The 24,193-nt window shown below is 45.4% G+C and carries 24 protein-coding genes; 14 read left to right on the top strand and 10 right to left on the bottom strand.

All coding sequences use genetic code 11. The annotated features are described in order from the left end of the window. Positions 1-44: 44 nt before the first annotated feature. Positions 45-275: a hypothetical protein gene (locus BCT11_RS19510; protein ID WP_038869716.1), complete on the bottom strand. Its 231-nt coding sequence runs from the start codon at positions 273-275 to the stop codon at positions 45-47. Positions 276-280: 5 nt separating this feature from the next. After that, positions 281-1,675, bottom strand: coding sequence for an MATE family efflux transporter (locus tag BCT11_RS19505; protein WP_198593972.1), 1,395 nt, complete (start codon positions 1,673-1,675; stop codon positions 281-283). A 108-nt stretch (positions 1,676-1,783) separates the two neighbouring features. On the opposite strand from BCT11_RS19505, the gene BCT11_RS19500 reads away from it, so the two are divergent. Next, positions 1,784-2,674 (top strand): LysR family transcriptional regulator, encoded by an 891-nt coding sequence (locus BCT11_RS19500; protein ID WP_038869717.1) that lies wholly within the window; start codon positions 1,784-1,786, stop codon positions 2,672-2,674. 168 nt (positions 2,675-2,842) lie between these two features. Here the strand turns inward: BCT11_RS19500 and BCT11_RS19495 are convergent, their stop codons facing one another. Further along, positions 2,843-3,589, bottom strand: a complete 747-nt coding sequence (locus BCT11_RS19495) for a hypothetical protein (RefSeq protein WP_102389036.1) — start codon at positions 3,587-3,589, stop codon at positions 2,843-2,845. 187 nt (positions 3,590-3,776) lie between these two features. Here BCT11_RS19495 and BCT11_RS19490 point away from each other — a divergent pair, with 187 nt between their 5' ends. Both BCT11_RS19490 and BCT11_RS19485 read left to right on the top strand, forming a co-directional pair. Beyond that, on the top strand, positions 3,777-4,106 hold the full coding sequence (locus BCT11_RS19490; protein WP_102389035.1) for a multidrug efflux SMR transporter: 330 nt from the start codon (positions 3,777-3,779) through the stop codon (positions 4,104-4,106). A 16-nt stretch (positions 4,107-4,122) separates the two neighbouring features. Next, positions 4,123-4,752 (top strand): HAD family hydrolase, encoded by a 630-nt coding sequence (locus BCT11_RS19485; protein WP_095760299.1) that lies wholly within the window; start codon positions 4,123-4,125, stop codon positions 4,750-4,752. A 55-nt stretch (positions 4,753-4,807) separates the two neighbouring features. Here BCT11_RS19485 and BCT11_RS19480 read toward each other — a convergent pair whose 3' ends face one another. Both BCT11_RS19480 and BCT11_RS19475 read right to left on the bottom strand, forming a co-directional pair. Continuing rightward, positions 4,808-5,986 (bottom strand): lytic polysaccharide monooxygenase, encoded by a 1,179-nt coding sequence (locus BCT11_RS19480; RefSeq protein ID WP_061035224.1) that lies wholly within the window; start codon positions 5,984-5,986, stop codon positions 4,808-4,810. 215 nt (positions 5,987-6,201) lie between these two features. Continuing rightward, positions 6,202-6,642, bottom strand: a complete 441-nt coding sequence (locus BCT11_RS19475) for an Lrp/AsnC family transcriptional regulator (protein WP_027726611.1) — start codon at positions 6,640-6,642, stop codon at positions 6,202-6,204. Between the two features lie 149 nt (positions 6,643-6,791). On the opposite strand from BCT11_RS19475, the gene BCT11_RS19470 reads away from it, so the two are divergent. From BCT11_RS19470 to BCT11_RS19450, 5 genes are all read left to right on the top strand, one after another. Beyond that, the gene (locus BCT11_RS19470) at positions 6,792-7,376 is read left to right on the top strand and encodes a LysE family translocator (RefSeq protein WP_102389034.1); all 585 of its coding nucleotides are present in this window, start codon (positions 6,792-6,794) and stop codon (positions 7,374-7,376) included. Positions 7,377-7,657: 281 nt separating this feature from the next. Continuing rightward, positions 7,658-9,580: a S9 family peptidase gene (locus BCT11_RS19465; protein ID WP_061035223.1), complete on the top strand. Its 1,923-nt coding sequence runs from the start codon at positions 7,658-7,660 to the stop codon at positions 9,578-9,580. Positions 9,581-9,813: 233 nt separating this feature from the next. Beyond that, positions 9,814-10,587, top strand: coding sequence for a siderophore-interacting protein (locus BCT11_RS19460; RefSeq protein ID WP_039988863.1), 774 nt, complete (start codon positions 9,814-9,816; stop codon positions 10,585-10,587). A gap of 218 nt (positions 10,588-10,805) precedes the next feature. After that, complete coding sequence (locus tag BCT11_RS19455) at positions 10,806-11,672, top strand: LysR family transcriptional regulator (protein WP_050566710.1); 867 nt, start codon at positions 10,806-10,808, stop codon at positions 11,670-11,672. 243 nt (positions 11,673-11,915) lie between these two features. Further along, positions 11,916-12,752 (top strand): hypothetical protein, encoded by an 837-nt coding sequence (locus BCT11_RS19450; RefSeq protein ID WP_102389033.1) that lies wholly within the window; start codon positions 11,916-11,918, stop codon positions 12,750-12,752. Between the two features lie 67 nt (positions 12,753-12,819). Here BCT11_RS19450 and BCT11_RS19445 read toward each other — a convergent pair whose 3' ends face one another. The 4 genes from BCT11_RS19445 to BCT11_RS19430 all read right to left on the bottom strand — a co-directional run bounded on the left by BCT11_RS19445 (position 12,820) and on the right by BCT11_RS19430 (position 17,597). Further along, positions 12,820-13,689 (bottom strand): LysR family transcriptional regulator, encoded by an 870-nt coding sequence (locus BCT11_RS19445; RefSeq protein WP_038869734.1) that lies wholly within the window; start codon positions 13,687-13,689, stop codon positions 12,820-12,822. A gap of 69 nt (positions 13,690-13,758) precedes the next feature. After that, on the bottom strand, positions 13,759-14,271 hold the full coding sequence (locus BCT11_RS19440; RefSeq protein WP_038869736.1) for a GNAT family N-acetyltransferase: 513 nt from the start codon (positions 14,269-14,271) through the stop codon (positions 13,759-13,761). 122 nt (positions 14,272-14,393) lie between these two features. Then, the gene (locus BCT11_RS19435) at positions 14,394-16,550 is read right to left on the bottom strand and encodes a metallophosphoesterase (RefSeq protein WP_102389032.1); all 2,157 of its coding nucleotides are present in this window, start codon (positions 16,548-16,550) and stop codon (positions 14,394-14,396) included. A gap of 240 nt (positions 16,551-16,790) precedes the next feature. Beyond that, positions 16,791-17,597 carry an arylamine N-acetyltransferase gene (locus BCT11_RS19430; protein ID WP_102389031.1) on the bottom strand — a complete coding sequence of 269 codons (807 nt, stop codon included), beginning with the start codon at positions 17,595-17,597 and terminating at the stop codon, positions 16,791-16,793. A 314-nt stretch (positions 17,598-17,911) separates the two neighbouring features. Between BCT11_RS19430 and BCT11_RS19425 the strand changes: the two genes are divergently transcribed. From BCT11_RS19425 to BCT11_RS19415, 3 genes are all read left to right on the top strand, one after another. Further along, positions 17,912-19,060 carry an S-(hydroxymethyl)glutathione dehydrogenase/class III alcohol dehydrogenase gene (locus tag BCT11_RS19425; protein WP_102389030.1) on the top strand — a complete coding sequence of 383 codons (1,149 nt, stop codon included), beginning with the start codon at positions 17,912-17,914 and terminating at the stop codon, positions 19,058-19,060. 186 nt (positions 19,061-19,246) lie between these two features. Beyond that, on the top strand, positions 19,247-20,086 hold the full coding sequence (gene fghA, locus BCT11_RS19420) for an S-formylglutathione hydrolase (protein WP_038880216.1): 840 nt from the start codon (positions 19,247-19,249) through the stop codon (positions 20,084-20,086). Positions 20,087-20,282: 196 nt separating this feature from the next. Beyond that, on the top strand, positions 20,283-21,473 hold the full coding sequence (locus BCT11_RS19415; RefSeq protein WP_102389029.1) for a BamA/TamA family outer membrane protein: 1,191 nt from the start codon (positions 20,283-20,285) through the stop codon (positions 21,471-21,473). Positions 21,474-21,492: 19 nt separating this feature from the next. Here BCT11_RS19415 and BCT11_RS19410 read toward each other — a convergent pair whose 3' ends face one another. Further along, positions 21,493-21,864 carry a DUF805 domain-containing protein gene (locus BCT11_RS19410; protein ID WP_102389028.1) on the bottom strand — a complete coding sequence of 124 codons (372 nt, stop codon included), beginning with the start codon at positions 21,862-21,864 and terminating at the stop codon, positions 21,493-21,495. Positions 21,865-22,139: 275 nt separating this feature from the next. Here BCT11_RS19410 and BCT11_RS19405 point away from each other — a divergent pair, with 275 nt between their 5' ends. From BCT11_RS19405 to BCT11_RS19395, 3 genes are read left to right on the top strand one after another with little or no spacing between them, the layout of a single operon-like run. Then, positions 22,140-22,601 (top strand): oxidoreductase, encoded by a 462-nt coding sequence (locus BCT11_RS19405; protein ID WP_038869748.1) that lies wholly within the window; start codon positions 22,140-22,142, stop codon positions 22,599-22,601. Between the two features lie 2 nt (positions 22,602-22,603). Next, entirely contained in the window at positions 22,604-23,695 is a 1,092-nt protein-coding gene (locus tag BCT11_RS19400; protein WP_102389027.1) for a GGDEF domain-containing protein, read from the top strand. Positions 23,696-23,705: 10 nt separating this feature from the next. Then, positions 23,706-24,110 carry a hypothetical protein gene (locus BCT11_RS19395; protein ID WP_102389026.1) on the top strand — a complete coding sequence of 135 codons (405 nt, stop codon included), beginning with the start codon at positions 23,706-23,708 and terminating at the stop codon, positions 24,108-24,110. The last annotated feature ends 83 nt before the right edge of the window (positions 24,111-24,193 follow it).

Genomic DNA, 24,193 nt, shown 5'->3' with positions numbered 1-24,193 from the left:
AATCGCTCTAGACTTGTATCAAAGCAGCCCCGACAAGAGCCTTCCTAGCTATTTTTTTCTTTTGACGTTGTTGTTTCCTTTTCATGCTTGTAACCCATGGTGCGGATGTGCTCTCCGTGAATGGTGTTCTTCATCAACTCCCAAAGCGCCGCAAGAAAGCGCTTGTGCATCGCATGGTGGCGAATGTATTTCACGTGAATAAATAAATAGATCATTACGAACACAAGCACGGCGATGGTCACACCATAAGCTTCATAAACACTGAGTAAGTTCATTACTATTACCCTTCTTTAACCAAACAATTCATCCACTTGCGACTACGAAAGCGGTACAAACACGCTACCCACTTAAATAAGGTTTCTAAGAAGAACATCGCGAACACGACCGGTGCAGAAAAGCTGAACACAAGAGCACCAAGAGCCGCTAATGGAATACCAAACAACCATTGAGTGCATAAGTCTTGGTAAAGGCAAAATTTAACATCCCCACCAGCTCGCAATACACCAACGACCATTAGCGTAGGCAAAGAACGCAACAAAATACCGACACACAAAATCATGTAAAACTGCTCTGCCATTCGTCTTGTTTCTGCAGATAACGCCGTAAACAGGTCTAACACCGAGGATTGCAGGAACCACAAAGAAATCGACACAACCAGAGTCACACCAATGGCAATAACAGTAAATCCTTTCGCTTGGGCATAGGCTAGTTCAGGCTTATTCGCTCCAAGTTGATTACCAACGATGACGGCAGAAGCATTCGCAATACCCGTCAAAAAACTGAGAGAAAAAGCCTCTATCGGTGTAATCACAGAAAGCACCACCAAGCCTGCCTCTCCGGTTTGCCCCATAATGGCGGTATAAGCAAACAAACCACCTGACCACGCTAAGAAATTAAGTGTTGTCGGGGTTGATAAAGCGAAAAACGATCGAACATAGCGCCACTGAACTGCATCTTTGAGTGCTTGAGTGCCAAATCTTAGAGGATGCGCCTTAACCTTTAAGAACACATAAATCACAGCCACTTCCAGCATGGAGCTCAGGACCGTTGCTATCGCAGCACCTTTTAAGCCAAGCTGAGGAAACCCTAGGTGACCAAAAATCAGCACCCAGTTAAACAACACATTTAACGCAATGCCGAGGCCACTAAACCAGGTACTTAACGCAGCTTGGTGCATGGCTCGTAAACCAGCAGCAACACTACCGACAAAGGCGACAGCGAGCAGGCTCCAACTCGATACCTGCAAGTACTGATGGCCCAACGCGATGATTTCCGGCGATTTGGTCGACAGCCCTATGATGTCATCACCATAAAAGTGAAAAGCAAACAATGGGATGAACGACGCCAATGTCGCCATTATCCAAGTCAATGCAGTACTTCGTGTCACTCCCTTCTGGTCTTTGGCTCCAAAATATTGCGCGGTCAGCATCGCTCCACCCGCGGTGACACCAGCTAAAAATATTGTTGCCACAAATAGTGCGCGGCTCGCCACACCAATTGCTGCGATATTTTGTTCAGTAAGCTGCCCGATCATGACGAGATCAATCAACCCTTTGCTTGAGAACAAAATGGTTTGCAGTGTGACTGGGATTGCTACGGTCACAATAACTTTGAATAGATCAGCGCTAAATATTGGTGGCTGCACTTTGGCGTAAGATGTGGAGTTAAAGGACATCTCTCTCGCAAATTTAATAACAGAATTTGCACCAATTATGGATGGATAATTACTATCTTAAAAACCACTTATGTGGGGATATTACGTTCATAATGTAAGGAGATTCATTTGCACTCTCTCGATCAACTCTACGCTTTTGTCTCCGTTTATGAACACCATTCATATAGCGCCGCTGGACGTCACCTAGGAAAAGACCGAACGACGGTTCGTGAACTGGTAAAAGCTTATGAAGATGACTTAGGGTTCGAGTTATTCATTATTGAAGGGCGTAAAGCCCTTGCGACTCCAAGAGCTGAGCACCTATACCCACAAACCCGTCTAGTGCTTCGTCAAAATCAAAAGCTGCAAGAATTTAGTCAAGCCATGTTTGATGAGCCGAAAATGGAAATGAAGTTGGGGTACGACATGGACTTTCCAATTGAGCTTATCGCAGAGCTGGAACGGCGAAGCCTAGAGCAATTCCCTCAAATGCGTATACATTGGCTAGAGACAAATAGAGAACAAGCAATAAAAGCGGTTTCAGAGCATAAATTAGATTTCGCGATACTTCCTGCAAAAGGAAGCATTGAACCCGAGTATCCATGCGCTTATAAACATCTTGGTTATGTTGCCTATGGTCTGTTCGTCAATCCAAATAGCGACCTAGCATACAAAACTGATTTTGGCCTCGAAGATGCACAGCTTGAGGTGCAGTACCTTATGCATAACCATGTCAACGGAGAGGGGATGATTCAAGCTTTCTCGACACATACTCGAGTCGTAAGCAGCCACGCTTTATTAGTCAGATTACTAGAAAATGGTGGATGGACTCTTCTTCCACTGTCCGTTGGTCAACGCTATGCCCACAAAAAAAAGTTAAAAAAGATTAATACTTCACTTCTCGCGAATAACATAAAGGTGCCGTTTAGCCTATTTCACCCTATCGGAATGGAGCATCAAATCACGACAAAAGCGCTCGTAACATGGTGTTCAGAATTGGCAACATCTTATTTTCGCTAAAGAAAAACGGGGAAAGAAACCCTAACTTTCCCCATGTGCGCATAAAGGGTCTAGGTGAAGCGCAAAAGAAATTGAAGCCATGACTCCGAGTCAGTCTCCCAACCGATACTCAGAAATGAACCTAACCATCACTTCAATATTCGAGAAGATAATATGTTCAATAAATGATTATTGAATGGAGAGTGTGTTTTGCTTGCGGTTGTATTCGAATCGATGGCTTTGCTCAACGCTGTCTTTGACTTCCAATCCTTCCATCGTTGTTGTGCCTTTCTCCAGTCGAACTTGATCACTGCTCAAGTCCACTATCAGCTCATCATATTGGCTTTTTTCACCATTATCTTCGTACTGCAAACGCACCTTGTACGTGCCTTTGCTTGCATCATATTCAGCTTGATAACCTTGGTTGAATGCCTCAATCGCGATGCCTTCTGGATACACCACCATGTCAACACGCGTTGGTGCTTCGGTGAATTTATAGGTTGAGATACCAAAACGAGTTTCGATGATGTCCGCTTCATAAAAGAAGTGTTCAATCTCGTTCGATGAGCTGACCATCACCATTTCAGGTGTTAACCGCATCAAGTGAAACTCAAAAATCAGAGAGGTTTTGTTGTCACCAACATTCGGGACTAATGCTTCTAACTCCGCGAGGGTACTCACATTAAAGTCACGCAAAATGTTTAATGAGAGTCGATCGAGCGTGTAAGTCACTTTGCGAGATAAGTTCTCGGCCTCAAAGCCCAGTAAGTCATCGCTGATGGTGTCGGTAATCGAACGATGCAGCAGATCGATACCGTCCACCTCATAGTTCGCTCTGTGATCTTTAAACTTAGGCACAGAGTCTGTCGTTATTCCTTCACCACCACAGCCACTCAGTGCAAACATCACCGCAATACTCGCTATTGCTTTATGCATCTGTACACGCTCCTTTTCCAAGACAGCGGCAGTGTAACGATTGCGGCAACGAGTTGATGTAAGCGTATGTAAGATGAGCTTATTATTACAATCAAGTAAAAGTCATTTGAATTTTTATGGGATTATCATTTTATTCGACATCAATATACTAGCTCCATTCCAAATTAACCGATGACGAACGATAACAATGAGCTGGTTTTTCTTACTTTTAGGCGTGGGCGCTGAAGCCCTTTCACACGTTGCACTTAAAGCCACTGATGGCTTTAGCAAACCGCTGCCTGCAACCCTTGTATTAGTTGGCCACTTAGCTGCCTTTGTCTGTTTGGCGCAGGCAATGAAAGGCGGCATGCCAGTTGGCATAGTTCACGCCCTTTGGGCAGGTTTGGCGATTGTATCGGTGACTTTAATCTCGCAATTGGTTTACCGCCAGCATATGGACACTAGCCTTTGGGTTGGCATGGCACTTATCGCAGCGGGCGTGATGGTGATAAACTTCTCTCACGGACACGCACACTAAACCATAAGGCAGCGGATTGTCAGATAGCCAAAAGCCCTCTCTCGCACTGTTTGATTTTGATGGCACCATCACCAATGAGGATATGTTTAGCGCCTTCCTCCACTATTCTGTTTTTGGCCTGCGCAAGTGGGTCGGAAACGTTGTGATTCTGCCGTTTTATGCGCTCTACAAGGCAGGCGCCCTTCCTGCTAAGCGAATGCGCCCTATCGCCAGTTTCATCGCCTTTGCAGGAAGGGGAACGCAAGAAGTTGAAGCGCTAGGAACCCAATTTGCAAAAGAGGTGATTGAGAAACACATTCGCCCAGAAGCGCAAGCGAAACTGGAATGGCACCAAGCGCGAGGCGACACCATTGTTGTGGTCTCAGCATCACTTAACGCCTACTTAAAACCATGGAGCCAAACACACGGCTACCAATTACTATGTAGTGAATTACTCAGCGAAAGCGAACACATTAGTGGTCGTTACCAAAGTGGTGATTGCAGTTTGGAAAGAAAGGTCGAGCGTGTGCAACGTGCTTTCGACTTGAACCAATACGAAACAATTTATGCTTACGGCGATACCCACGAAGACATTCCGATGCTCAAATTGGCCGATCATGCGATGATGAACTGGCAACCTTGGCAAGGCAAAAACGGCCTGAATTAAAACAAGAAACCCTTCTCAATTGAGAAGGGTTTTGCGTATTTGGAAAGAATGAAGCTTAACGCCAAACGCCCCATTCTCCTGTGGTTCCTGGCTCTTCACCACGAGTCCACCACTGCGCTGTCCATTCACGGCCGTTGTGTGTCACGACGTCACCTTGGTTGTACACCGCATCTTTACTCCAAAGGTTGGTCGGCTCTACCGGCGGTGTAGTATCACCTTTAATCAATGACAACGCGTAGCTAAAGTTAGCGTTCGGAGCCAACACTTGGTTTGCGTAGATGTTGTTGGTATCGAACATATAGTGGTTCATTGCTTCGTGCCAAATACCCACGTACCAATCGCCCGTTTGCTGCGAGTTAAATTGGTCAGCTAACTCCGCAGCCCACGTTGTGGTGTTGTTTGCACTGATTGGTAGTGACAGATCGACGATCTCGCTGCCCGTTGCATTAAACGTGCGGAATCGTACTGTGTCGCCTGACTCTACCGGACCAAACCCTTGTGGGACAAAGTAACCCAGAGCAGTCAGGTTGTTTGCCGGATCGGTTGGGTCGACTGGATCGGTTGGAGGCGTTGTACCATTGCCGTTCAAGGTAATGTCACTACAGTTGTAGAAGCCCTCACCTGCCACATCAATACGTTGCCAACGAGTATAGAGAATCGCATCACCTGAACGATCGGCTGGGAAGGTTACCTGCATACGGTAGCGTTTTTCTGCATCCACATACACATCGCCAGCAGTATCAATCAGCTCTAAATCATCCCAAGTCAGTGGTTGCGCATCATCATATGTTGGCTTAGAAAGATAGAACTCCCAGTAAGATGGGTTATGCGGTGCTTTGCCGAAGAACACCAATTCGATTTGATTGTTTGCATCTGGCGTCACGTTAGTACGTTGCCAATTTGGAGATGGGATATTCAAACCTTTCTTAGCAGCATCACCCGCTGAACAAAGTTCACCGTCACGAACAATCGCTTTCACATGCGCCATATCGCGGTAGTTCGGCACGTTTGCAGCAATCTCGCTACGTTGTACGAAGGGATATGCGCCCGACTCGTCATAAGCGGCCTGACAAGCTTGGTTTGGGATTTCATTGGTCCAAAAGCCGCCATCTAAATAACAAGTATTTTGACGTGCACTTGGAAACTCGACCCAGCCATGAGCGCTGACATTAAAAGAGCTTAAAGCCGCAACTGCGCCCAAGCTTGCAAGAGGAAGGGTTACGTATGATTTCATCATTCATCCTTAAATTTTCAGATCCACTGCACGCGAACCGGGCAGCGACGTAGAAAAACTAGCAGGATGCGATTATTTAGAAGGTGAGAATAAATACTGGAATTGTCAGATTGCAGACTGCTTTCCAGCATTTTATGTGGACTTTACTCATACTCGACTGACTCTTTCGAGTCACTTCAAATTGATGTGCCACAAAACAATGTTCTCTATACGAGCTATCGCTCATCTTTTGGCGTGTCCATCACCACCATGGTTGTAATGGCCTTTACGTGTTCGCATTCCCCAAGAACATCGGCATGAAACGCTTTGTACGCCGCTAGGTCTTGGGTTTCGACTCTTAATAGATACTCGTTAGAACCCGTAATGTTGTGGCACTCGACAACTTGGTCGACAAATCGAACGTGCTCTTCAAAGCCTAGTTGCGCGTGTTTAGAATGCGATGCCAAGCCTATCGACACATACGCGACAAAACCGACGCCCATTTGTTGATTATCCAGCACCGCTCTATAGCCTTTAATCACGCCTTTTCGCTCCAAATCTTGCACTCGACGCAAGGTCGCGGATGGCGATAATCCAACTCGTTCAGACAGCTCCACATTGGAGATTCTTCCGTCTGATTTCAGCGCTTGCAATATTCTTTCGTCAAATCTATCCATGATGCTCTTTTGTTGTTTAGCGAGTGAGTATTCGTCAAATAAAAGCACAAAATTGATGGCGCTTCTACCTATCATTGTTCTCGACCGGTCAGAAAACGTAATCCCTTGCCCGCTTATGTGTAGGCAAAACAGAAATGCAGGAACACATTATGGAATACCATCAAATTGGTGCGTTGGCACTGTTTGCGTTTGTCTCGACCTTCACTCCAGGACCGAACAACATCATGCTTATGACGTCTGGTGCTAACGTCGGCTTTAAGCGCACTATCCCACATATGTTAGGCATCACGCTGGGTTTCGCCGCGATGCTGATTTTGGTTGGCATTGGTCTTATGGGCTTGTTTCACGCGTATCCGATCACGCATAGCGTCCTTAAGATAATGAGCCTGACTTACTTGTTGTACCTCACGTACAAAATAGCAACCAGCAGCAAGACGGAAGTCAAAGATGATTACCGACCAATGAGCTTTTTGGGTGCAGTGGCATTTCAATGGGTGAACCCTAAAGGCTGGTCCATGGCACTCACTGCCATCACCGTATACAGCAGTGGCGGATCTTGGCTAGAACTGGCTTTTATCGCCGGCATCTTCTGCTTAGCAAACCTGCCTTCTGTGACTTTTTGGACGGCGGCAGGCATGCAACTTCAACGTTGGTTGACCACGTCTAAACGCGTAAAAGGCTTCAACTATGGCATGGCGGCGCTTCTACTTTTGTCGACTATCCCAATGATATAAATGACAAAATAATGAAAGATAAGTGTGACTTATGCCAAGTTTTAGCTAGTTCTTTGTTCGGTAAGTACAAATAATCGCCACTTCCACGGATGGATTGGGTCATAGTAGCAACAGCAGTGACTAGAACATGAAAACTTAATAAGCATCCGCCTGAGCTAATTTACCGATTAGGCGCACTTCGTCACTGCTTTGTCACGGCGCTGTATTTTGCCGCGACAATCGATTCACTCTGACCGACAAGCACGATGCTGACAGGTCTGTCACACAAGGAGCGTTACACAATGCGTACTCGCAAGCTCATTCTTGCTACCGCTTTTGGCTTACTCGTTTCGGGTTGTAGCCAAACCTCGACCACCACGACCGCAGAGGTCATTCCGCCAGAATATCCGGTGGAATATTTCTTCCGTAATTCAGAAGTATCGAGCTACCAAATCTCCCCTGCTGGCGATTACATTTCGATGATGAAACCGTGGCAAGATCGTAAAAACGTCTTTGTTCATCCCGTGGGCAAAGCCGATCAAGTCAAGCGCATCACATCCATAGTCGATCGCGACATCGCTTACTACTACTGGGTTGGCGATGACACCATCATCTACTCTCGCGACACGGGTGGTGATGAAAACTTCTACCTCGTTACGGTAAACGTAAAAACGGGCGAAGAGAAAACCATCACACCAACGTCCGATGTCGTGGCTTATGTTATCGACACCTTAGAAAGTCAGCCTGACGACATTCTTATCACGACTAACGAACGTAACCCGCAAGTGTTTGATGTTTATCGTCATAACTTGAAAACCGGTGAAAACACGCTGGTTGCTCAAAACCCAGGTAACGTGCGTTACTGGGGTACGGACCACGATGGTAACATTCGCGTGATTTCGACTTCAGACGGCGTAAACACCGCAGTCCTCTATCGTGACACCGTGGATGAAGAGTTCCGTCCATTGAAGAACCTCACCTTCAAAGAAGACTTCTCTCCAATCTCATTTACACCAGATAACAAGAACCTGTACGTTGCTTCACGTATCACTCGCGATAAATCAGCGATCATCGAATATGATGTGAAGGCTAACAAAGAAGTGCGCGAGATCTTCTCTCACCCAGAAGTGGACGTCACCAGTGCAAGTTACTCAAACGCACTCAACAAGCTCACAACGATCTCTTATGTGACGGACAAGCGTCAGTACCATTTCCTTGATAAAGGTTATGAAGAGACTTTTGAGCGTCTGCAAGAAAAGCTTCCGGGCGTTGAAATCTCGGTGAACAACACGACTCGCGACGAGAGAAAAATGATTGTCGTGACCTACAGCGACACCGACCGTCCAAATTACTACTACTACGATCGCGATTCAGACCAACTTGAAAAGTTAGCTGCAAACGCACCTTGGCATAAGCCAGAAGACATGGCGGAGATGAAGCCAATCACTTATACCGCTCGTGATGGTGAAACCATCCATGGCTACTTAACGTTACCAAAAGGTCGTGAAGCGAAAGACTTGCCACTGCTTGTTCTTCCGCACGGCGGTCCTTGGGCTCGCGATCACTGGGGCTTCCAACCAGAAGTTCAGTTGTTTGCCAACCGTGGTATCGCAGTACTGCAAATGAACTTCCGTGGCTCAACGGGTTATGGCCGTGAGTTTTGGGAGAAGTCGTTCAAGCAATGGGGCCAATCGATGCAAGACGACATTACGGACGGCGTAAAATGGGCGATTGACCAAGGTTACGCACAAGATGGCGAAGTGTGTATCTATGGCGCATCTTACGGTGGTTACGCGACATTGGCTGGTGTGACGTTTACACCAGACCTGTACAAATGTGGCATCGACTACGTTGGCGTGTCTAACCTATTCACCTTCATGGATTCTATCCCACCATACTGGGCACCTTTCCTAGCCATGCTGCATGAGCAAGTGGGCAATCCGGAAGATCCAGAAGACGCGAAGATGATGAAAGCCTACTCACCGGTGTTCCACGTAGACCAAATCAAAGCACCACTGTTGGTTCTGCAAGGCGCGAAAGACCCACGAGTGGTGAAGAGTGAATCTGACCAAATCGTTAATGCTCTGCGCGACCGCGGCGTTGAAGTGGAGTACATCGTTAAGGAGAACGAAGGTCACGGCTTCCGTTCACTAGAAAACCGTCTCGATGGTTACCAAGCGATGGATCGATTCCTGAAGACGCATTTGTTAGAACAAACGCAGTAAACAAGCTCCATTCTTCTCTCAAGGGCACTTCGGTGCCCTTTTTTATTGTCCAGTAACTATCTTATAAAGCGGGACGACGAAGTGTTCATTTGAGCGAGGCGTACCGAAATTAAATCGCCGATTCTCAGATCAGAGTGTAAATTTAGATAAAGACACTATCTGCCTTATTGAGATGCTGTCAATCTTAGATGAGAAAGAGAATAGTTATCAAACGTAGTGAAATGTGAATTAAAATGAAAAAGAAACCACAACCAAAAAGCCTCGTTGTCATCAACACACAAGCCGTAACACCGAACATGCAGCGCATTACCCTGCAAGGTGACGCGCTAGGCAACTTTCCACAAGATTGCGAAGGCAGCTACATCAAGCTGTTGTTCAACGAAACCGGCGGCACCGATATTCAAGGCTTCTCAGAAGACAGCCGCCCAGTCATGCGTACTTACACCATTCGTCGCTTCGACCCGCAAGCATGCACGATTGAAGTCGACTTCGTTCGTCACATCACCAAGGACCTACAATGTGGCTTTGCGGCGCGTTGGGCGATGTCTGCAAAAGAAGGCGATACCATCAACATCGCAGGCCCGGGCAGCATCTCAAACCTAAATACAGAAGCTGATTGGTTCTTTATGGCGGCGGACATGACTGCACTGCCAGCACTGTCTGCAAAGATTCGCACTCTGCCAGAAGACGCAACAGGCTATGCCGTGATCAGTGTGATCTCGGAAGCGGATATCCAAGCTCTCGAAGCACCAGCAGGTATGGAAATCCATTGGATCACCGAGCAATCACTCGAAGATAAAGTTCGCTCGCTGGAATGGAAAACAGGTGAAGCAGCAGTGTGGTGTGCTTGTGAGTTCGACTCAATGCGCGCGCTACGCCAATACTTCCGTAACGAAAAAGAAGTGGAGCGTGAAAACCTTTACCTCAGCAGTTACTGGAAACAAGGCGTATCAGAAGACGGCCACAAGGTCATCAAGCGCGAAGATGCAGAATTAAACGAACAGTAAATGTAACTTTATATTACTTTTACTATAGATAACGCTGAGTTTTTTGGTCAAAAGCTCAGCGTTTATTTCTTATACCCTATAAATATCAATAAATTACAACCAAACTCATTTCTTCTCTCTAAAAAACCACTTCAATCACTATAACAAATCCATATAGAGTCTATCTTTTAACCTCGTTAAGCTGTCGATAATCTACCCACCATAACGACGAGGCAAGCATGAACACCGATAAAGTAAAAGCCTTTGTAAATGCCGCTGAGCTTGGTTCCTTTTCCGCCGCAGCGCGAAAGCAGGGTAAAGCGCAGTCTTGGATTAGCAATGCCATCAGTGATTTAGAGATCGATTTATCGGTCGAGTTATTCTCACGTGACGGCTATAAACCAAAGCTCACCGCAGAAGGCGATAATTTACTCGGTTACGCCAAAAGCGTGCTCGCAGCAGAGAGAAAATTTTTGCGCCATGCGGAACACTTGGCTCAAGGTGTTGAGGATAAAGTCGTGGTCGCCATTGATGACTGGTTACTGGATGACAAGATGCGACAAATCATCATTGGGTTTCAGCAACAGTTTCCTCAAGTGGAATTAGTGCTCCATAAACGCCCAACCCAAGATGTGGTTGCCATGCTCGAAGAGGATGAAGTAGACCTAGCATTGATTGTTGGAAGGCATTTTTTCGATAGTACGATCCAGTATCAAACTATTGATCACGTGAAGACCTGTTTAATTTGCGCGCCGGGTAACCCTTTGAAAAATAAAGTTGTCGTACCAAGTGATTTGGTAGGCACCACCCAAATAACGCGAAGTAGTGTATTCAATTTGGACAATCGCTTCCTCGACCTCGAAGAAGTCAACAAGATCAGAATTGACGATATTGAAACAAGCATAGAGCTTGTAAGCCAAGATATAGGTTGGGCTATCATCCCACTGGCGTTAGCGAACCAAAACTCACACAAAGTAGCTATTGCTCAAACGAGCCTTGGGGAAAAAGGGCATTTGTTTCGAGTGGACATGATTACATCAGAAATTCGAGCTAACGGTATTGCCACCGATTGGCTGAAAAAGACATTAATCACTGAATACGCATAAAGGCAGTTTTAGAAAAAGAGGAGGTAATATACGAATATAGTTCTATCGTAAATCTGAAGTTTACTTTTTTATTCTGTTTATATCTAAACGTCAGTTGGCTTAAATAATATTAGGAAAGGCATTAACCGTAATGTCAGGAATCACTCTTCTCTTTAAATTAAAAAATAATAAAGAGGATAATGGAATAGTAATTGAGTGTTCTTATTTTTCATCAAAACGAATTTATAATGACTAGGTAAAAATATGAAAAAAACTCTTTTGCTTGCGAGTATATTGCCATTCTTGGTTGCGTGTAATTCCTCAGACACAAGCGGTGATAATGACATTGATACTGGAATAAAGCCGATTCAACCAATCGAACCCGCTCCTCCAGTTCACCCTATAGAACCGGGTGAGCCTGTTCATCCGATTGAACCGAGCGAACCTGTTCACCCGATTGAGCCAGAAAGACCAGAAGAGCCAGTCCACCCTATTGAACCTGGAATATCAATGTATCAAACTGTCGCCAATCATTTTAATAAAACTTATGATGAGATTTATGATCTCTGTGAATCGGATTACTCTTTAGATAATAAATCTAATGATAAATACAATATTTATTGTAAATGGAATGACCTTCATAAAAAGTTTACTGTCACTTTTGACTCTGAGTCATATAAATCAGAAAGTAAAATACCATATTCAGCTAAAATAGAGTTCGATATAACGGACCACTTTCAGTCTATTGGTTATTTTGGGTATAGAATGAATGTGAGTTTTCCTAACAACGACAGTTACCTTAATGTCTCTGAATTTGTTATTCGTCAATACTACTCTTCACCCGGCGTAGAAGAAGTAGTAGCGGAGCAATTATTTGATCCTTTGGTTTTTCAAAGTAGTGCTCTGCTATCCATTGAGAATGATTTAAGCAATGACGAGCAAAATACTATGATTCCAAAGCAACGTTTCCAAGGCTTGCCTGAAAACTATTTCCAAATAGAAACAACTTTAGAAACCAATCCGAATGGTTCAGTGACTCAGATACATAAATTCCACCAATCGCAGCCGTTCCACAAGCTAGTTACTATTTTCGGAATGTAGCATCCTGCAAGTCCCCGCCTTTGCGAATCAATAACCCCTGATAAGCAAAGTGCTGGGGACACTTTTCCTAGTTCATATTTTCAGCCAAGAAATCAATCAGTAAGCGCACTTTTGGCGACAGGTTTCGGTTTTGTGGGTACAGTGCCCAAATACCTTCACGATCGTCGCGGTAATCGGTTAACACTTCCACCAGTTCACCGTTATCTAACGCTTCTTGCACGTAGTAATCGGGCAGTTGCACTAAGCCCAAACCACGTTTTGCCGCGTCAACCAAGGCAAAGCCACTGTTGCATTTAATTCGGCCAGAAACGCGTAAAGACTTTTCACGTTTTTGCTCTTTAAAATGCCAGTAATCAGCAGTACCGACCAAACATTGGTGGTGACTCAGCTCAGACAAGGTATGCGGTTCACCCGAACGATCTAAGTAAGCAGGGCTAGCACACACGTAAAGCTGTCGAGATGACAAACGCTTGGCAATCAAACTGGAGTCTTGCAAACGTCCGAGACGAATCGCCACATCGACACCTTGCTCAATCAAATCTAACTTTTGGTTGGTCAGATTCAAATCCAGATTCACCTGCGGATATTTCTCAATAAACTGGTGTAGCAACGGCGCTAAGTTCATCTCACCGTAAGTCACAGGAGCGGTTACTTTGAGCAAACCTTTCGGCTCTGCTTGCATTTGCGTGACCGCTAACTCTGCCAACTCTAGACCTTCGACAAGGTGTTTACATTGCTGATAATAGAGCTGCCCCGCTTCTGTCAGTGAGACTTTTCGCGTAGTGCGGTGCAGCAATTTAACGGCTAGACGTTCTTCAAGCGCAGAGACACGACGGCTGATTTGCGCCACCGATGTTTTCAACTTGTTGGCTGCGCCAGTGAAGCTGTTGGTTTCTGCGACAGCAACGAACTCGCTCACGCCTTCCCAATTCGCCATGGTTGTGGTTCCTATGGAATTCTATTTATTGCTTATTCTCACACAAAGTTAAATGCAGAGAAAACCTGTTTAAAAAGGATAGCCGACTAAATGCACCGCTTGTTGTGGCCAAATGATATTTAGGGACAGCACCATGGTGTCTTCTGTGCTCATCCATTCGCGAGGTTTTACTTCCATCTTTAGATTGTCGGTAGGTTGGTATCCGCTCGACTGGTAAACCTGTGTTCGCCCAAACAACACAGAAAAAGCATCACCTCTCTCGAGTGCATCTTGATGAATCACTTTGAGCAACATTTTCACTAACCCTTTGCCGCGATACTCCGGTTGGACGCAAACTTCGGCAATGCCGCTGATCGGAAAAGATTGATCGTCAATCATCACCTGCTTTTCATGTACTGCAATATGAGCCGCAAGTTGAGTGTCATCCCAAATAAGGTAACGATGGCGAGGCATCTCTTGAAAATAGCGCTGAGTTCGGAAGATTTTATCTTGTTCTTTGGTAAAACAAGTAGCGAGTAACGTTCTTAGCTTGGCATCGAGTGCGGGGGTGACGTCATCATCTAATAAGTATTCGAAGCGCATGATTTACCTCATCTATTCTTCATAATTAAAGGTAAACTTTTGGCAAATAACTTACTGAGATATAGCGCAAATAAAGAAAGCGCAGACTGAGCTGCGCTTTCCATTTATTGCATATAGGCAAATCAGTGTTTGAGAATATCTCGCTTCACTTCGCCTTTTAAATCCGTCAATGTTTGCTGCTCAGTATCAATCAAGAAGTGGTCACTGGCTTGTCCCGTTGCAAACTTCTCTAGGATCACAAATAGGCTACCAAAACGGGATCGGAAGACTTCACCAACCGAGTATTCACCTAAGTCACCAAGTTCAGAATCGACCGTTCCCGCGAACTCCGCCAGCTCTCGACTTAACAACTCGTATTGCAATAGCTGTGCTTCTTCAATATCGCGGAAAGCCAGTTCATCGGCATTACGCAGGCGGTAGAAATCTGTTGCTAGCTCTTCACCATTCCATGCAGCAAAGTCATCAAGATTAAAGCCTCCCTGTTGAGCAATCGCTTGAGCTTGTTGCGTCGCCGCCTGCCAATCTTTCTGGAATTGCTCATAATCTACGACCGCGTTTTCATCACAATTAACGATGTCGTACCCTAGCTCTTTCGCTAACTGACACACGGTAAATTGAGTAGAAAGCTGAGACATGATCAACATATCATCACCATCCATGTGCAAAAGCATTTCACGCATTTCCAGTGGCCAATCACTTGGTAGGAAGCGCAGACGCGTCAGTTCTCGGATGTGCCAATCAGTCAGAGCATAATAGCTTTCAGCTTCAAGAATCTCTTTATTCCAAATGCTCGCCTTTGCAGTTTCATCATCACCTGCTTGTTCAGTCAGGTGTTCATGCTCACGTGCATAGTGCTCAAACAACTCGTTGTAGCCTTCAACTTTGTCGATCACGACAGTTTCCACTTCGATTTGATGATCAGGACGGATGTTCAATAGCTTATAAGCTGGAATGTAGCCCGCCAGAGAAGGGGCTTGAATGTTGAAAAGCGTGTGTTGAACGCCATCGATCATGTAACTCTTTTTACCCGTATCGTTAAAGTGCATGTGGCCACCAACGTGAATGCTCAACCCCGTCGCTGCAAGTGCTTTACTGGTATCGTCATTTGGCTCACGAGATAACTGATGGCTTCCTTCTCCGAACAAGTCTTCAATGTCTTCGGATGCACCATTATAGAAATCCGTCATTGGGAAATGGCTGAACGACACAAGTGTTTTGTTCTGCTCTTTTGCCGCTTTAACGACCTCACTGATCCACTTAATCACGTGCTGTTTGTGGGTCAGCATCATGTTGTAGCCTGCACTGCTGGAGCCATCGAAGTCATCGCCGCTGATGGAATCTTCTACCAAGGTGTCTTTTGGCTTGTAGACGTTCGCATCTATCGCCAACAACCATAAGCCTTTTACTGGCTCTACCAAGTAGCTGGTATCTGGCACCACCGCACAGTTGGTGTAACCGTCTTGTTTGTATTCACCGCCCGTCCCTTGGTGGCAAATCTCAAACATGCGCTTATCATAAGCGGCTTCTTCGGCGGCAAGTTCATATGAATAGTTGTTACGAGCTTCTTCACTGCTGTAGGGCGTTTCGAAATACAAATAATCTTCTTGAGGATAGAAACCGTGCGTACCAAGGATATCCATGATCTCTTTGTAGCCCCACTCTTGTACCTCTTCCGTACAGATGGTGTCTAAATTGTCGCCTTCACCGGGAATGATCCCCCACTCGCCTTCGTAATCAACACACTCATCCTTACCTCGGCTAAAGATGCGTTGTTTCTTGCCGCCCTCACCAAGGTAATCAGATTTGCCCGCTGCCACGGTAAAAGGTTTGTTGGGATCATGGTTGCCCGGTGCAGCAAAAAACTCAAGACCATAAGTCTCACGATAATGGTCAAAGATTTTCACTAACCCACGCATGTGCACAGGTTGGCCGTCATCACTGAAATCCCCTGGTAGCGCAACATATTTAATTCCGCGCTCTACCACGTCATCCAGTGCAGCGATCATCGCGAAATAGTTTTCGTTAAACAACCGCGTCGATTCCATCTGCGACTGCATGGTACGAATCGTCGCATATTTACCGCTGGCATTGGTGTAGAGACCTTGGAAAGAGCCGTCTTGGAAGTCACCATATACATCGTGGAAGTGGATGTCTGGCATAAACGCCACTTGAACTGGCGCTTCGAGCTCTGGTGTATCACTGCTTGAAGAGTCTGAATTACAACCAACTAGAGTAGCTGCAATCAGACCGGAGAGTACGGTCAATGTACTGCGTTTCATTTTTCCCATCCCGATAAAGAGTAATAATTTGAAATCGGGCGAGGAGCTTAGGTGGGAAAAATGACAATTAAGTTGCGACTTTCTTACAACTTATCGTAACTAAATAGAATTTGTGACTCTCGTTCACACTCTTTTTAATCAATAACTTAAACCAATAATCGACGTATCATAGACTGATTTAAACCATTGATGTTCACTATACTTCCAACTAAACATCAATGGCTCAGTCATTCAGAATCGTTATAGCTGAGGTAACGGTTTTAAGTCTTGGTACTCGGCATCTAGCTCAATACCAAAGTGCTCTTTCAGTGCTGATAGGTAGCTTTGCCCTTCTGCCAGTTCTTGTTCAACCACTTCATTATTCAAACGGAGCTTTAACGTGTGGTTCGCCAACGTGATGATCCCAAACTCGGTCGCTAGCGTGGCAACACGACTGGACGTAAAGCGCGAATGAGGTGCCGTGGACGCATAGTGGTTTCCACACACAATGTCGCCATCAAACACATGTTCAAAGTCCAAACTGTACATATCAAGCCACTGGTTTGCATCATCATAAGACTGAATTTGTAGCATGTAGCCAACACGCTCATCTTCAACAAAACGGAATGTTTGCAGATCGGTATGAATAGGCTGATTGATTACAAAAGGCAGCGGTGCACGTGGTGTGTTTGAGCCAAAGCCTGCATCAACAATCCACTTTTCATCCCCAAATGTCACCAATGTGAACTGATGTGTTCTGCCTGAAGGAGTGCCAGACAAGTGTACGCGGCCTAAAAGCGGCCTTGCTTTAAAGCCAACCTGTTGTAGCACTCTTCGCAGCAGACCGTTCAATTCAAAACAGTAACCACCGCGCTCGTGGTAAACCAACTTGTCGATGATATCTTGTTCAGACGTCGAAATGCCTTTACCCAATGCGATATCAAAGTTCTCAAATGGCAAACGACGATGCTGCGCGTTATGCAGCGCAAAGAGAGTATCCACGCTGACGTCCAATTGCTGCGTTACGCCAATCTTGTTTAAGTAAGCCTTTAAATCTGTATTGTTCATTCTGATCCTAAATCGATGTTTCTTCGCAATGGCCGACACAATAAAACCTCAACCAAGCTTGAGGTCAAACCCCAAAACGATTTTTCTTGTCCTTACTTTGTTTTTCTCCAACTTACCCTGTTTCACTCGCATAAATCATTGCACCTTTTTGTTGATTATTACGTATGCGTAAAAATCATTTTCAATTTAACCGGATTATCATTTTTCGTGAAACACCTAAAATGGGCACCAACAAAACGACGCAGCGTAGAGAGAAACTCTCAACTACGCTTATGACGTCACTCTACATACTGAGAATATAAAGGAAACATCCAATGGCACTTGAAATCAAACCAGGTCAAACTCACATTAAATCAAAAGCAATGGTTGCATGGGCTGCAGGTGAGCCACTTAAAATGGAAGAAGTTGATGTACAACTTCCAAAAGCGGGCGAAGTTCTTGTTCGTATCGTAGCAACTGGTGTTTGTCACACTGACGCATTCACACTATCAGGTGACGATCCAGAAGGTATCTTCCCTTCAATCCTTGGTCACGAAGGTGGCGGTATCGTTGAGATGGTTGGCGAAGGCGTAACAAGCGTTGAAGTTGGCGACCACGTTATCCCACTTTACACAGCTGAATGTGGTGAGTGTAAGTTCTGTAAATCTGGCAAAACTAACCTATGTCAGGCAGTTCGTGAAACTCAAGGTAAAGGTCTAATGCCAGATGGCACAAGCCGTTTCTCTATCAACGGTGAGACTATTTTCCACTACATGGGTTGTTCTACTTTCTCTGAGTACACGGTTCTTCCAGAAATCTCACTAGCGAAAGTAAACAAAGAAGCGCCACTTGAAGAAGTTTGTCTTCTAGGTTGTGGCGTAACCACTGGTATGGGTGCGGTACTTAACACAGCTAAAGTTGAAAAAGGCGACACAGTTGCTGTATTCGGTCTTGGCGGTATCGGTCTTTCTGCAATCATCGGTGCACGTATGGCTGGTGCAAGCAAAATCATCGGTGTCGACATCAACGAAAGCAAGTTCGAGCTAGCAAAACAACTTGGCGCAACTGATTGCATCAACCCAATGAAATTCGACAAACCAATCCAAGACGTTATCGTTGAGATGACAGACGGTGGTGTTGACTACTCATTCGAATGTATCGGTAACGTAAACGTGATGCGTCAAGCTCTTGAGTGTTGTCACAAAGGTTGGGGTGAGTCGGTAATCATCGGCGTTGCGGGCGCAGGTCAAGAGATCTCAACTCGTCCATTCCAACTAGTAACTGGTCGTGTATGGCGTGGCTCTGCTTTCGGTGGTGTTAAAGGCCGCTCTGAGCTTCCAGAAATCGTAAACCGTTACATGGCTGGCGAATTCGGTCTACAAGAATTCATCACGCACACTATGGGCCTACAAGACGTGAACGAAGCATTCGAATTGATGCACAAAGGTGAATCTATCCGTACTGTTCTTCACATGGATAAATAATCCAAGATACAACTCACGTAATGTGATTGATATTTGAAAATTTGAAATAAGCTCTCTTCTCTCTGGACACGTTTTCCTCGGGAAGAGAGCCATCCACTGTCTTAACGGTCTTGTCCGCCGTTAGAAAATCATTGTTTTAAATACTCACTGTTTTTAAATAAACATTGTTTTATCGAGAGATTATCCATGACCATTGAAAGCCTAAGCCAAGCCAAAGTATTCGGTGGTTGGCATAAACAGTACACGCACGAATCTCGCACACTCAATTGCAACATGCGCTTTGCGATTTTCTTGCCACCTAATGCAACAAAATCAAACCCAGTTCCAGTGGTTTACTGGTTATCTGGCCTGACTTGTACCGACGAGAATTTCATGCAGAAAGCCGGTGCATTTCAAATGGCAGCAGAGTTGGGTATCGCGATTGTAGCGCCAGATACAAGCCCTCGCGGTGACGACGTTGCAGACGACGAAAACTACGATCTGGGTAAAGGCGCAGGTTTCTACCTAAACGCGACGCAAGAACCGTGGTCACGTCATTACCATATGTACGATTACATCACCAAAGAGCTGCCTGCGATCATAGAAAGCAACTTCCCTGTTTCAGATGTGAAGTCGATTTCCGGTCACAGCATGGGTGGTCACGGTGCAATCACGATTGGTTTGAAAAACGCGAGCCAATACCGCTCAATTTCAGCATTCAGCCCAATCAGTAACCCAATGCAATGTCCTTGGGGCCAAAAAGCGTTTACCGCCTACCTAGGCACAGATATTGAGAGTTGGAAACAATACGATGCGAGCGAATTACTTAAGCAAAACAAATCCCCATTGCCGATTTTAGTCGACCAAGGTGATGCAGATAACTTCCTTGCTGAGCAATTGAAACCAGATGCGTTACTGGCGGCAGCAAAAGCTCATGATTCTGAAGTTGAATTGCGAATGCAATCAGGTTACGACCACAGCTACTTCTTTATTTCGAGCTTTATTGCTGAGCACTTAAACTTCCATGCGAAGCACTTATTTGCGTAGTACTTGCTGGTGATAAAACAAAAAGCGATGAAAAACCAAACGGTTTAATATCTTGTCCTATACAAAGCCACTCATTCATTGGGTGGCTTTTTGTGTTCTAAAAACACTCACCTCCCCTTTACACAGCCCCCATTGCAATTTGCCGAAATGACGTCTAACTTGTAATTGAACATCATTCAATTATCGCTAACACTGTATGAAAAAACCAACGTCAGCCCTGTTAACCTCGACTTGCTTCGGGTTGTTAGCAACCTCTCCTATTGCCGAGGCAATAAGCTTCTTCGATCCCATCGATGGGCAATTAGATATGGGCGAATACCTTGCTGAAAACGCCTATGGCTTTCTACCTGTTCCGATTGTGATTACTGAGCCTGCCGTCGGCTACGGTTTGGGCTTTACTGGCGTGTTCTTGCATGAATCCGATGAGCAACGGGAGAAAAGACGTGAGTTAGCCGAAACGTCTCTCGATGGAGGCGCTCAACTGTTAACACCTGCAATCACCGCGGTAGGTGGTTTCGCGACTGAAAACGGCACTTGGATGGGCTTTCTTGGTCACCGCCGGACCTGGGCGCAAGACACGGTTCGTTACCTTGGTGGCGTCGGATATGGCGACTTTAATATGACCTTCTATCCACAATCCTCCTTACCTGGGCTAGATAACGTATTTAATGGTAAGGGGTTAGATTTCGAGATAACTGGCGGCGGCATGCTCAACCATCTTCAATACCGCATTATTGATGCCCCGTTGTTTATCGGGGTGAAACAACTCTATTTCGTCACCGACCAAAAAATCACTAACTCTCCTGTTGCAGATAAGTTGCTGCAAACCCTGACCAACACCTCACCCACCACCTCTGGGTTGGGTCTGACATTGGAATGGGACAGCCGAAACAACTTCTTTAGCCCAACTGAGGGCTACAACTACAAAGCGGAGTATCTTTGGTACAACGACGCCATTGGCAGTGATTACGAATACGAGCAGTTGGATGTAGCGGGGATTAATTATTGGGAACTGGCAGACGACTGGTCGTTGGCACTGCGTGGACAATACAAGGCACTCTACACTGACGAACGCTTTTTACCACCAGCGTCTTACCCAGACATTGAACTGCGTGGCGTGGCGAGAAATCGCTATCAAGGTGACGAAACCTTATCAGTAGAATCTCAGCTGACTTACCAATGGAATACCCGCTGGTCGACCAATATCTTTGGCGGTTTTGGTTACGCATCAACAAATGAGCCGTTATTCGAAAATGATGCCGAATACGCTTATGGCGTCGGCTTTCGTTACCTCATCGCTCGTCGTTATGGGTTACAAGCAGGTATGGACTTTGCCTTCAGCGATGAGGACAGTGCGGTTTATTTCCAAGTGGGCTCAGGCATGTAAACCCACTCGGTTCTCATCATCATGATTGATACTTAGGGTTCGCACCGTATTGGTTCGAGCCTTCTTCACTGTCTTGAATCAAGAAGTACAACAGCACCAAAATACCTATAATTGGAACAAAGGCGATAAGAGCCCACCAACCTGAGCGTCCTGAATCATGTAAGCGACGCACGGTGAGCGCTATCGACGGTATCATAATAAACAGCGCATAAATCACACCGAAAAAACCAAAATTATCCATTTGCATCAGGCTACCAATCACCCTATCGATGATAGCCATGACTAAATTGACCAACACATTCACCAACGTAAAGTACCAATACTCTTGGCGTCTTGCTCTACCACTAAAGTTGGTGTAATTGAGGATAACCTTGTAATACCAATCAAACATATCGCTTCTCCGATTGAGTTGAATGTGTCGCGAAAGTTAGACAACGTGGTGCAAGTTGCACATAAAATGAACGAAATGATATATTCATCCAATAGTTCTATTTTTAACTCTCTCATTAACCTTGACGTATATTCCACCAACGGTTACTTTTCACCCATAACGTATTATATAAAACCATCAGGTTGGCTCTATTATTAATAAATATATGACCGAGATTTTAACTGGCGATGTTCGCTCTAGTTGCAATGCCGGCAATAAAAATCAAAGGGCACAAGATGAGAAAAACACTAGCACTCGCTTTGCTTTTGTTTGCACCAATACTTTTTGCAAACACAATACAGTTTAGCAGTCCTGAGAAACCCAATGTCGTTGTGGCACTGAAAGACTTAGAGTCCTTGCCTCAAACCACTTACACCACACAACTTCCTTGGCTAGACAGCCCAGCAGAATTTGACGGTGTAAAACTTAGCACCCTCCTACAACATGCCTTTGGCAAAGTACCTGAGCGTGTCGAAGTTCGTGCACTTAATGACTACCATTCAAACCTCTCGCGCGAAGACATCCTGCGCTATCAACCGATCGTGGCGTATAAGCAAAACCATCATTACATTAAAGTAAGAAATAAAGGCCCATACTGGCTGATCTACTCAATGGATGAATATCCGGAAATTGATGTCGCCCTATACCACTCACAAATGGTATGGCAAATAAACAGGATCAGCGCGAAAGAAGAATAACAATGAAAGCAAAGCCCAATCCCCCTCATCAGGGGCCATTTTCAACCAAGAGCAAGTTACTCCTACTGATATTTGCATCCACACTGCTGTTCGCAAACGTACTACTACTGCAAGAAACTCGAGCGCTCACTAAAACCTATTCGGATCAACAAAACCAAGCCACTTGGTTCTTGTTCCATCTTTCGAAAGAATTATCTGAACTGGTAGGGGAAGCTCGACGCTTGAACGAAAGCGTGATGAACATTGATTCCGCTGAGCTGCAATACGAGCTAGCGTGGAGCCGTTTTGATTTGCTGATTAACAATAAAGAAGCCGATTCTTTTCTCTCACGAGAAGAGGTTCGAGTTTATTTTCTTTCTCTGTTTGACCAATTCCAACAACTCGAACCCGTATTAGTAGAAGCGAAAACGGGCAGTAGCGTCGCCGCGAGTCAGTTTTATCGTGAAACTCAAAACCTCTACATGCAAATGATCGATTACGTCACTCTGCATTTTCGTGTTGCCAGTCCCCTCTACAAACATCAACAAGAGAAAGCGTATAACTTGCTGCAAGCGCAATACGTATTGCTCGGTATCTTTGTCCTAACCGTGGCACTGCTGACGTATTTTTATAAACGTGAGTCCAAGTTCCACAAAAAAATGGCATTGAGCGATCCGCTCACCAAGCTTGCTAACCGAAGCGCGCTGTTTATTGATTTACACCGAAAGGAAGAAACCAACTCGCCTTTCTCACTCATGCTGCTCGATTTAAACGGCTTTAAGGACATCAATGACACCTTAGGCCATCAAGCTGGCGATATTGCGCTCATAGAAATCGCAACTCGTCTAAGCCAAATGGCGCTGGATGACTTTGCCGTGTACCGCATGGGCGGCGACGAATTTGCCGTGATCGTCGACTCTATTGATCAAACGAAAATCGATGAAGTCACGCACCATATCAATGTGGTGTTTGAAAAGCCGATTCTCTCCTCTGAGCAAGCCAATGGCCTATCGACAAGTTTGGGGGTCGCTAGCTACCCGCAAGACGCAGACAACATTGACTTCCTGATCAATTTAGCGGATAAGCGCATGTACAAAATGAAATTCCAACGTTAAACGGATAACCATGATGAAAAACTTCATGCGAGCAGTACTATTACTGCTAGTGATCGCGATAGGTGTACTGGCTTGGGTATTTATCCCTTCTCACGAAACCGTAGGTGCACAAACCCTCGAAGAAGCGCTCAACGACAACTACACACTGGTTGGCCATCGCATTCATTCGACAGACCCAGATGCCGGCAATATGTTTGGTTACTTCGTGGTGTACAAAGGCGCAAGCACGGATGATTTGGAGCCGTTTTTGGTGACTTCTGATCAGTTTATTCGCATGAAGCAAACCGGTGATAACACGCTAACCCTCACCGTGAATGGTCGCATCTACCGCTACCATAACGACCTGTGGGTAGAGAACCCAGATGGCAAGTTGCAACATTGGTTTGTCAGCGCGACAGCGAAATACGTCCGCTAAGCAGACGCATACTTAGCTGCAGATACTTAACTTGAGATAAACAAAAGCCCCGCTCATTACGTAGCGGGGCTAATTATATGGTC

The organism is Vibrio sp. 10N.222.52.B12 (assembly GCF_002875385.1).
GTDB lineage: Bacteria > Pseudomonadota > Gammaproteobacteria > Enterobacterales > Vibrionaceae > Vibrio > Vibrio jasicida.
This window is presented reverse-complemented; position numbering and strand designations above follow the sequence as displayed.

Bases quoted from the DNA above. Each gene is read 5' to 3' on its own strand.
- fghA (WP_038880216.1), top strand. From the start codon at position 19,247: ATGACCATTGAAAGCCTAAGCCAAGCCAAAGTATTCGGTGGTTGGCAT.
- BCT11_RS19395 (WP_102389026.1), top strand. From the start codon at position 23,706: ATGATGAAAAACTTCATGCGAGCAGTACTATTACTGCTAGTGATCGCG.
- BCT11_RS19480 (WP_061035224.1), bottom strand. From the start codon at position 5,986: ATGAAATCATACGTAACCCTTCCTCTTGCAAGCTTGGGCGCAGTTGCG.
- BCT11_RS19410 (WP_102389028.1), bottom strand. From the start codon at position 21,864: ATGTTTGATTGGTATTACAAGGTTATCCTCAATTACACCAACTTTAGT.
- BCT11_RS19405 (WP_038869748.1), top strand. From the start codon at position 22,140: ATGAGAAAAACACTAGCACTCGCTTTGCTTTTGTTTGCACCAATACTT.
- BCT11_RS19400 (WP_102389027.1), top strand. From the start codon at position 22,604: ATGAAAGCAAAGCCCAATCCCCCTCATCAGGGGCCATTTTCAACCAAG.
- BCT11_RS19495 (WP_102389036.1), bottom strand. From the start codon at position 3,589: ATGCATAAAGCAATAGCGAGTATTGCGGTGATGTTTGCACTGAGTGGC.
- BCT11_RS19430 (WP_102389031.1), bottom strand. From the start codon at position 17,597: ATGAACAATACAGATTTAAAGGCTTACTTAAACAAGATTGGCGTAACG.
- BCT11_RS19470 (WP_102389034.1), top strand. From the start codon at position 6,792: ATGGAATACCATCAAATTGGTGCGTTGGCACTGTTTGCGTTTGTCTCG.
- BCT11_RS19475 (WP_027726611.1), bottom strand. From the start codon at position 6,642: ATGGATAGATTTGACGAAAGAATATTGCAAGCGCTGAAATCAGACGGA.
- BCT11_RS19510 (WP_038869716.1), bottom strand. From the start codon at position 275: ATGAACTTACTCAGTGTTTATGAAGCTTATGGTGTGACCATCGCCGTG.
- BCT11_RS19505 (WP_198593972.1), bottom strand. From the start codon at position 1,675: ATGTCCTTTAACTCCACATCTTACGCCAAAGTGCAGCCACCAATATTT.
- BCT11_RS19440 (WP_038869736.1), bottom strand. From the start codon at position 14,271: ATGCGCTTCGAATACTTATTAGATGATGACGTCACCCCCGCACTCGAT.
- BCT11_RS19455 (WP_050566710.1), top strand. From the start codon at position 10,806: ATGAACACCGATAAAGTAAAAGCCTTTGTAAATGCCGCTGAGCTTGGT.
- BCT11_RS19435 (WP_102389032.1), bottom strand. From the start codon at position 16,550: ATGAAACGCAGTACATTGACCGTACTCTCCGGTCTGATTGCAGCTACT.
- BCT11_RS19490 (WP_102389035.1), top strand. From the start codon at position 3,777: ATGAGCTGGTTTTTCTTACTTTTAGGCGTGGGCGCTGAAGCCCTTTCA.
- BCT11_RS19445 (WP_038869734.1), bottom strand. From the start codon at position 13,689: ATGGCGAATTGGGAAGGCGTGAGCGAGTTCGTTGCTGTCGCAGAAACC.
- BCT11_RS19450 (WP_102389033.1), top strand. From the start codon at position 11,916: ATGAAAAAAACTCTTTTGCTTGCGAGTATATTGCCATTCTTGGTTGCG.
- BCT11_RS19425 (WP_102389030.1), top strand. From the start codon at position 17,912: ATGGCACTTGAAATCAAACCAGGTCAAACTCACATTAAATCAAAAGCA.
- BCT11_RS19415 (WP_102389029.1), top strand. From the start codon at position 20,283: ATGAAAAAACCAACGTCAGCCCTGTTAACCTCGACTTGCTTCGGGTTG.
- BCT11_RS19465 (WP_061035223.1), top strand. From the start codon at position 7,658: ATGCGTACTCGCAAGCTCATTCTTGCTACCGCTTTTGGCTTACTCGTT.
- BCT11_RS19460 (WP_039988863.1), top strand. From the start codon at position 9,814: ATGAAAAAGAAACCACAACCAAAAAGCCTCGTTGTCATCAACACACAA.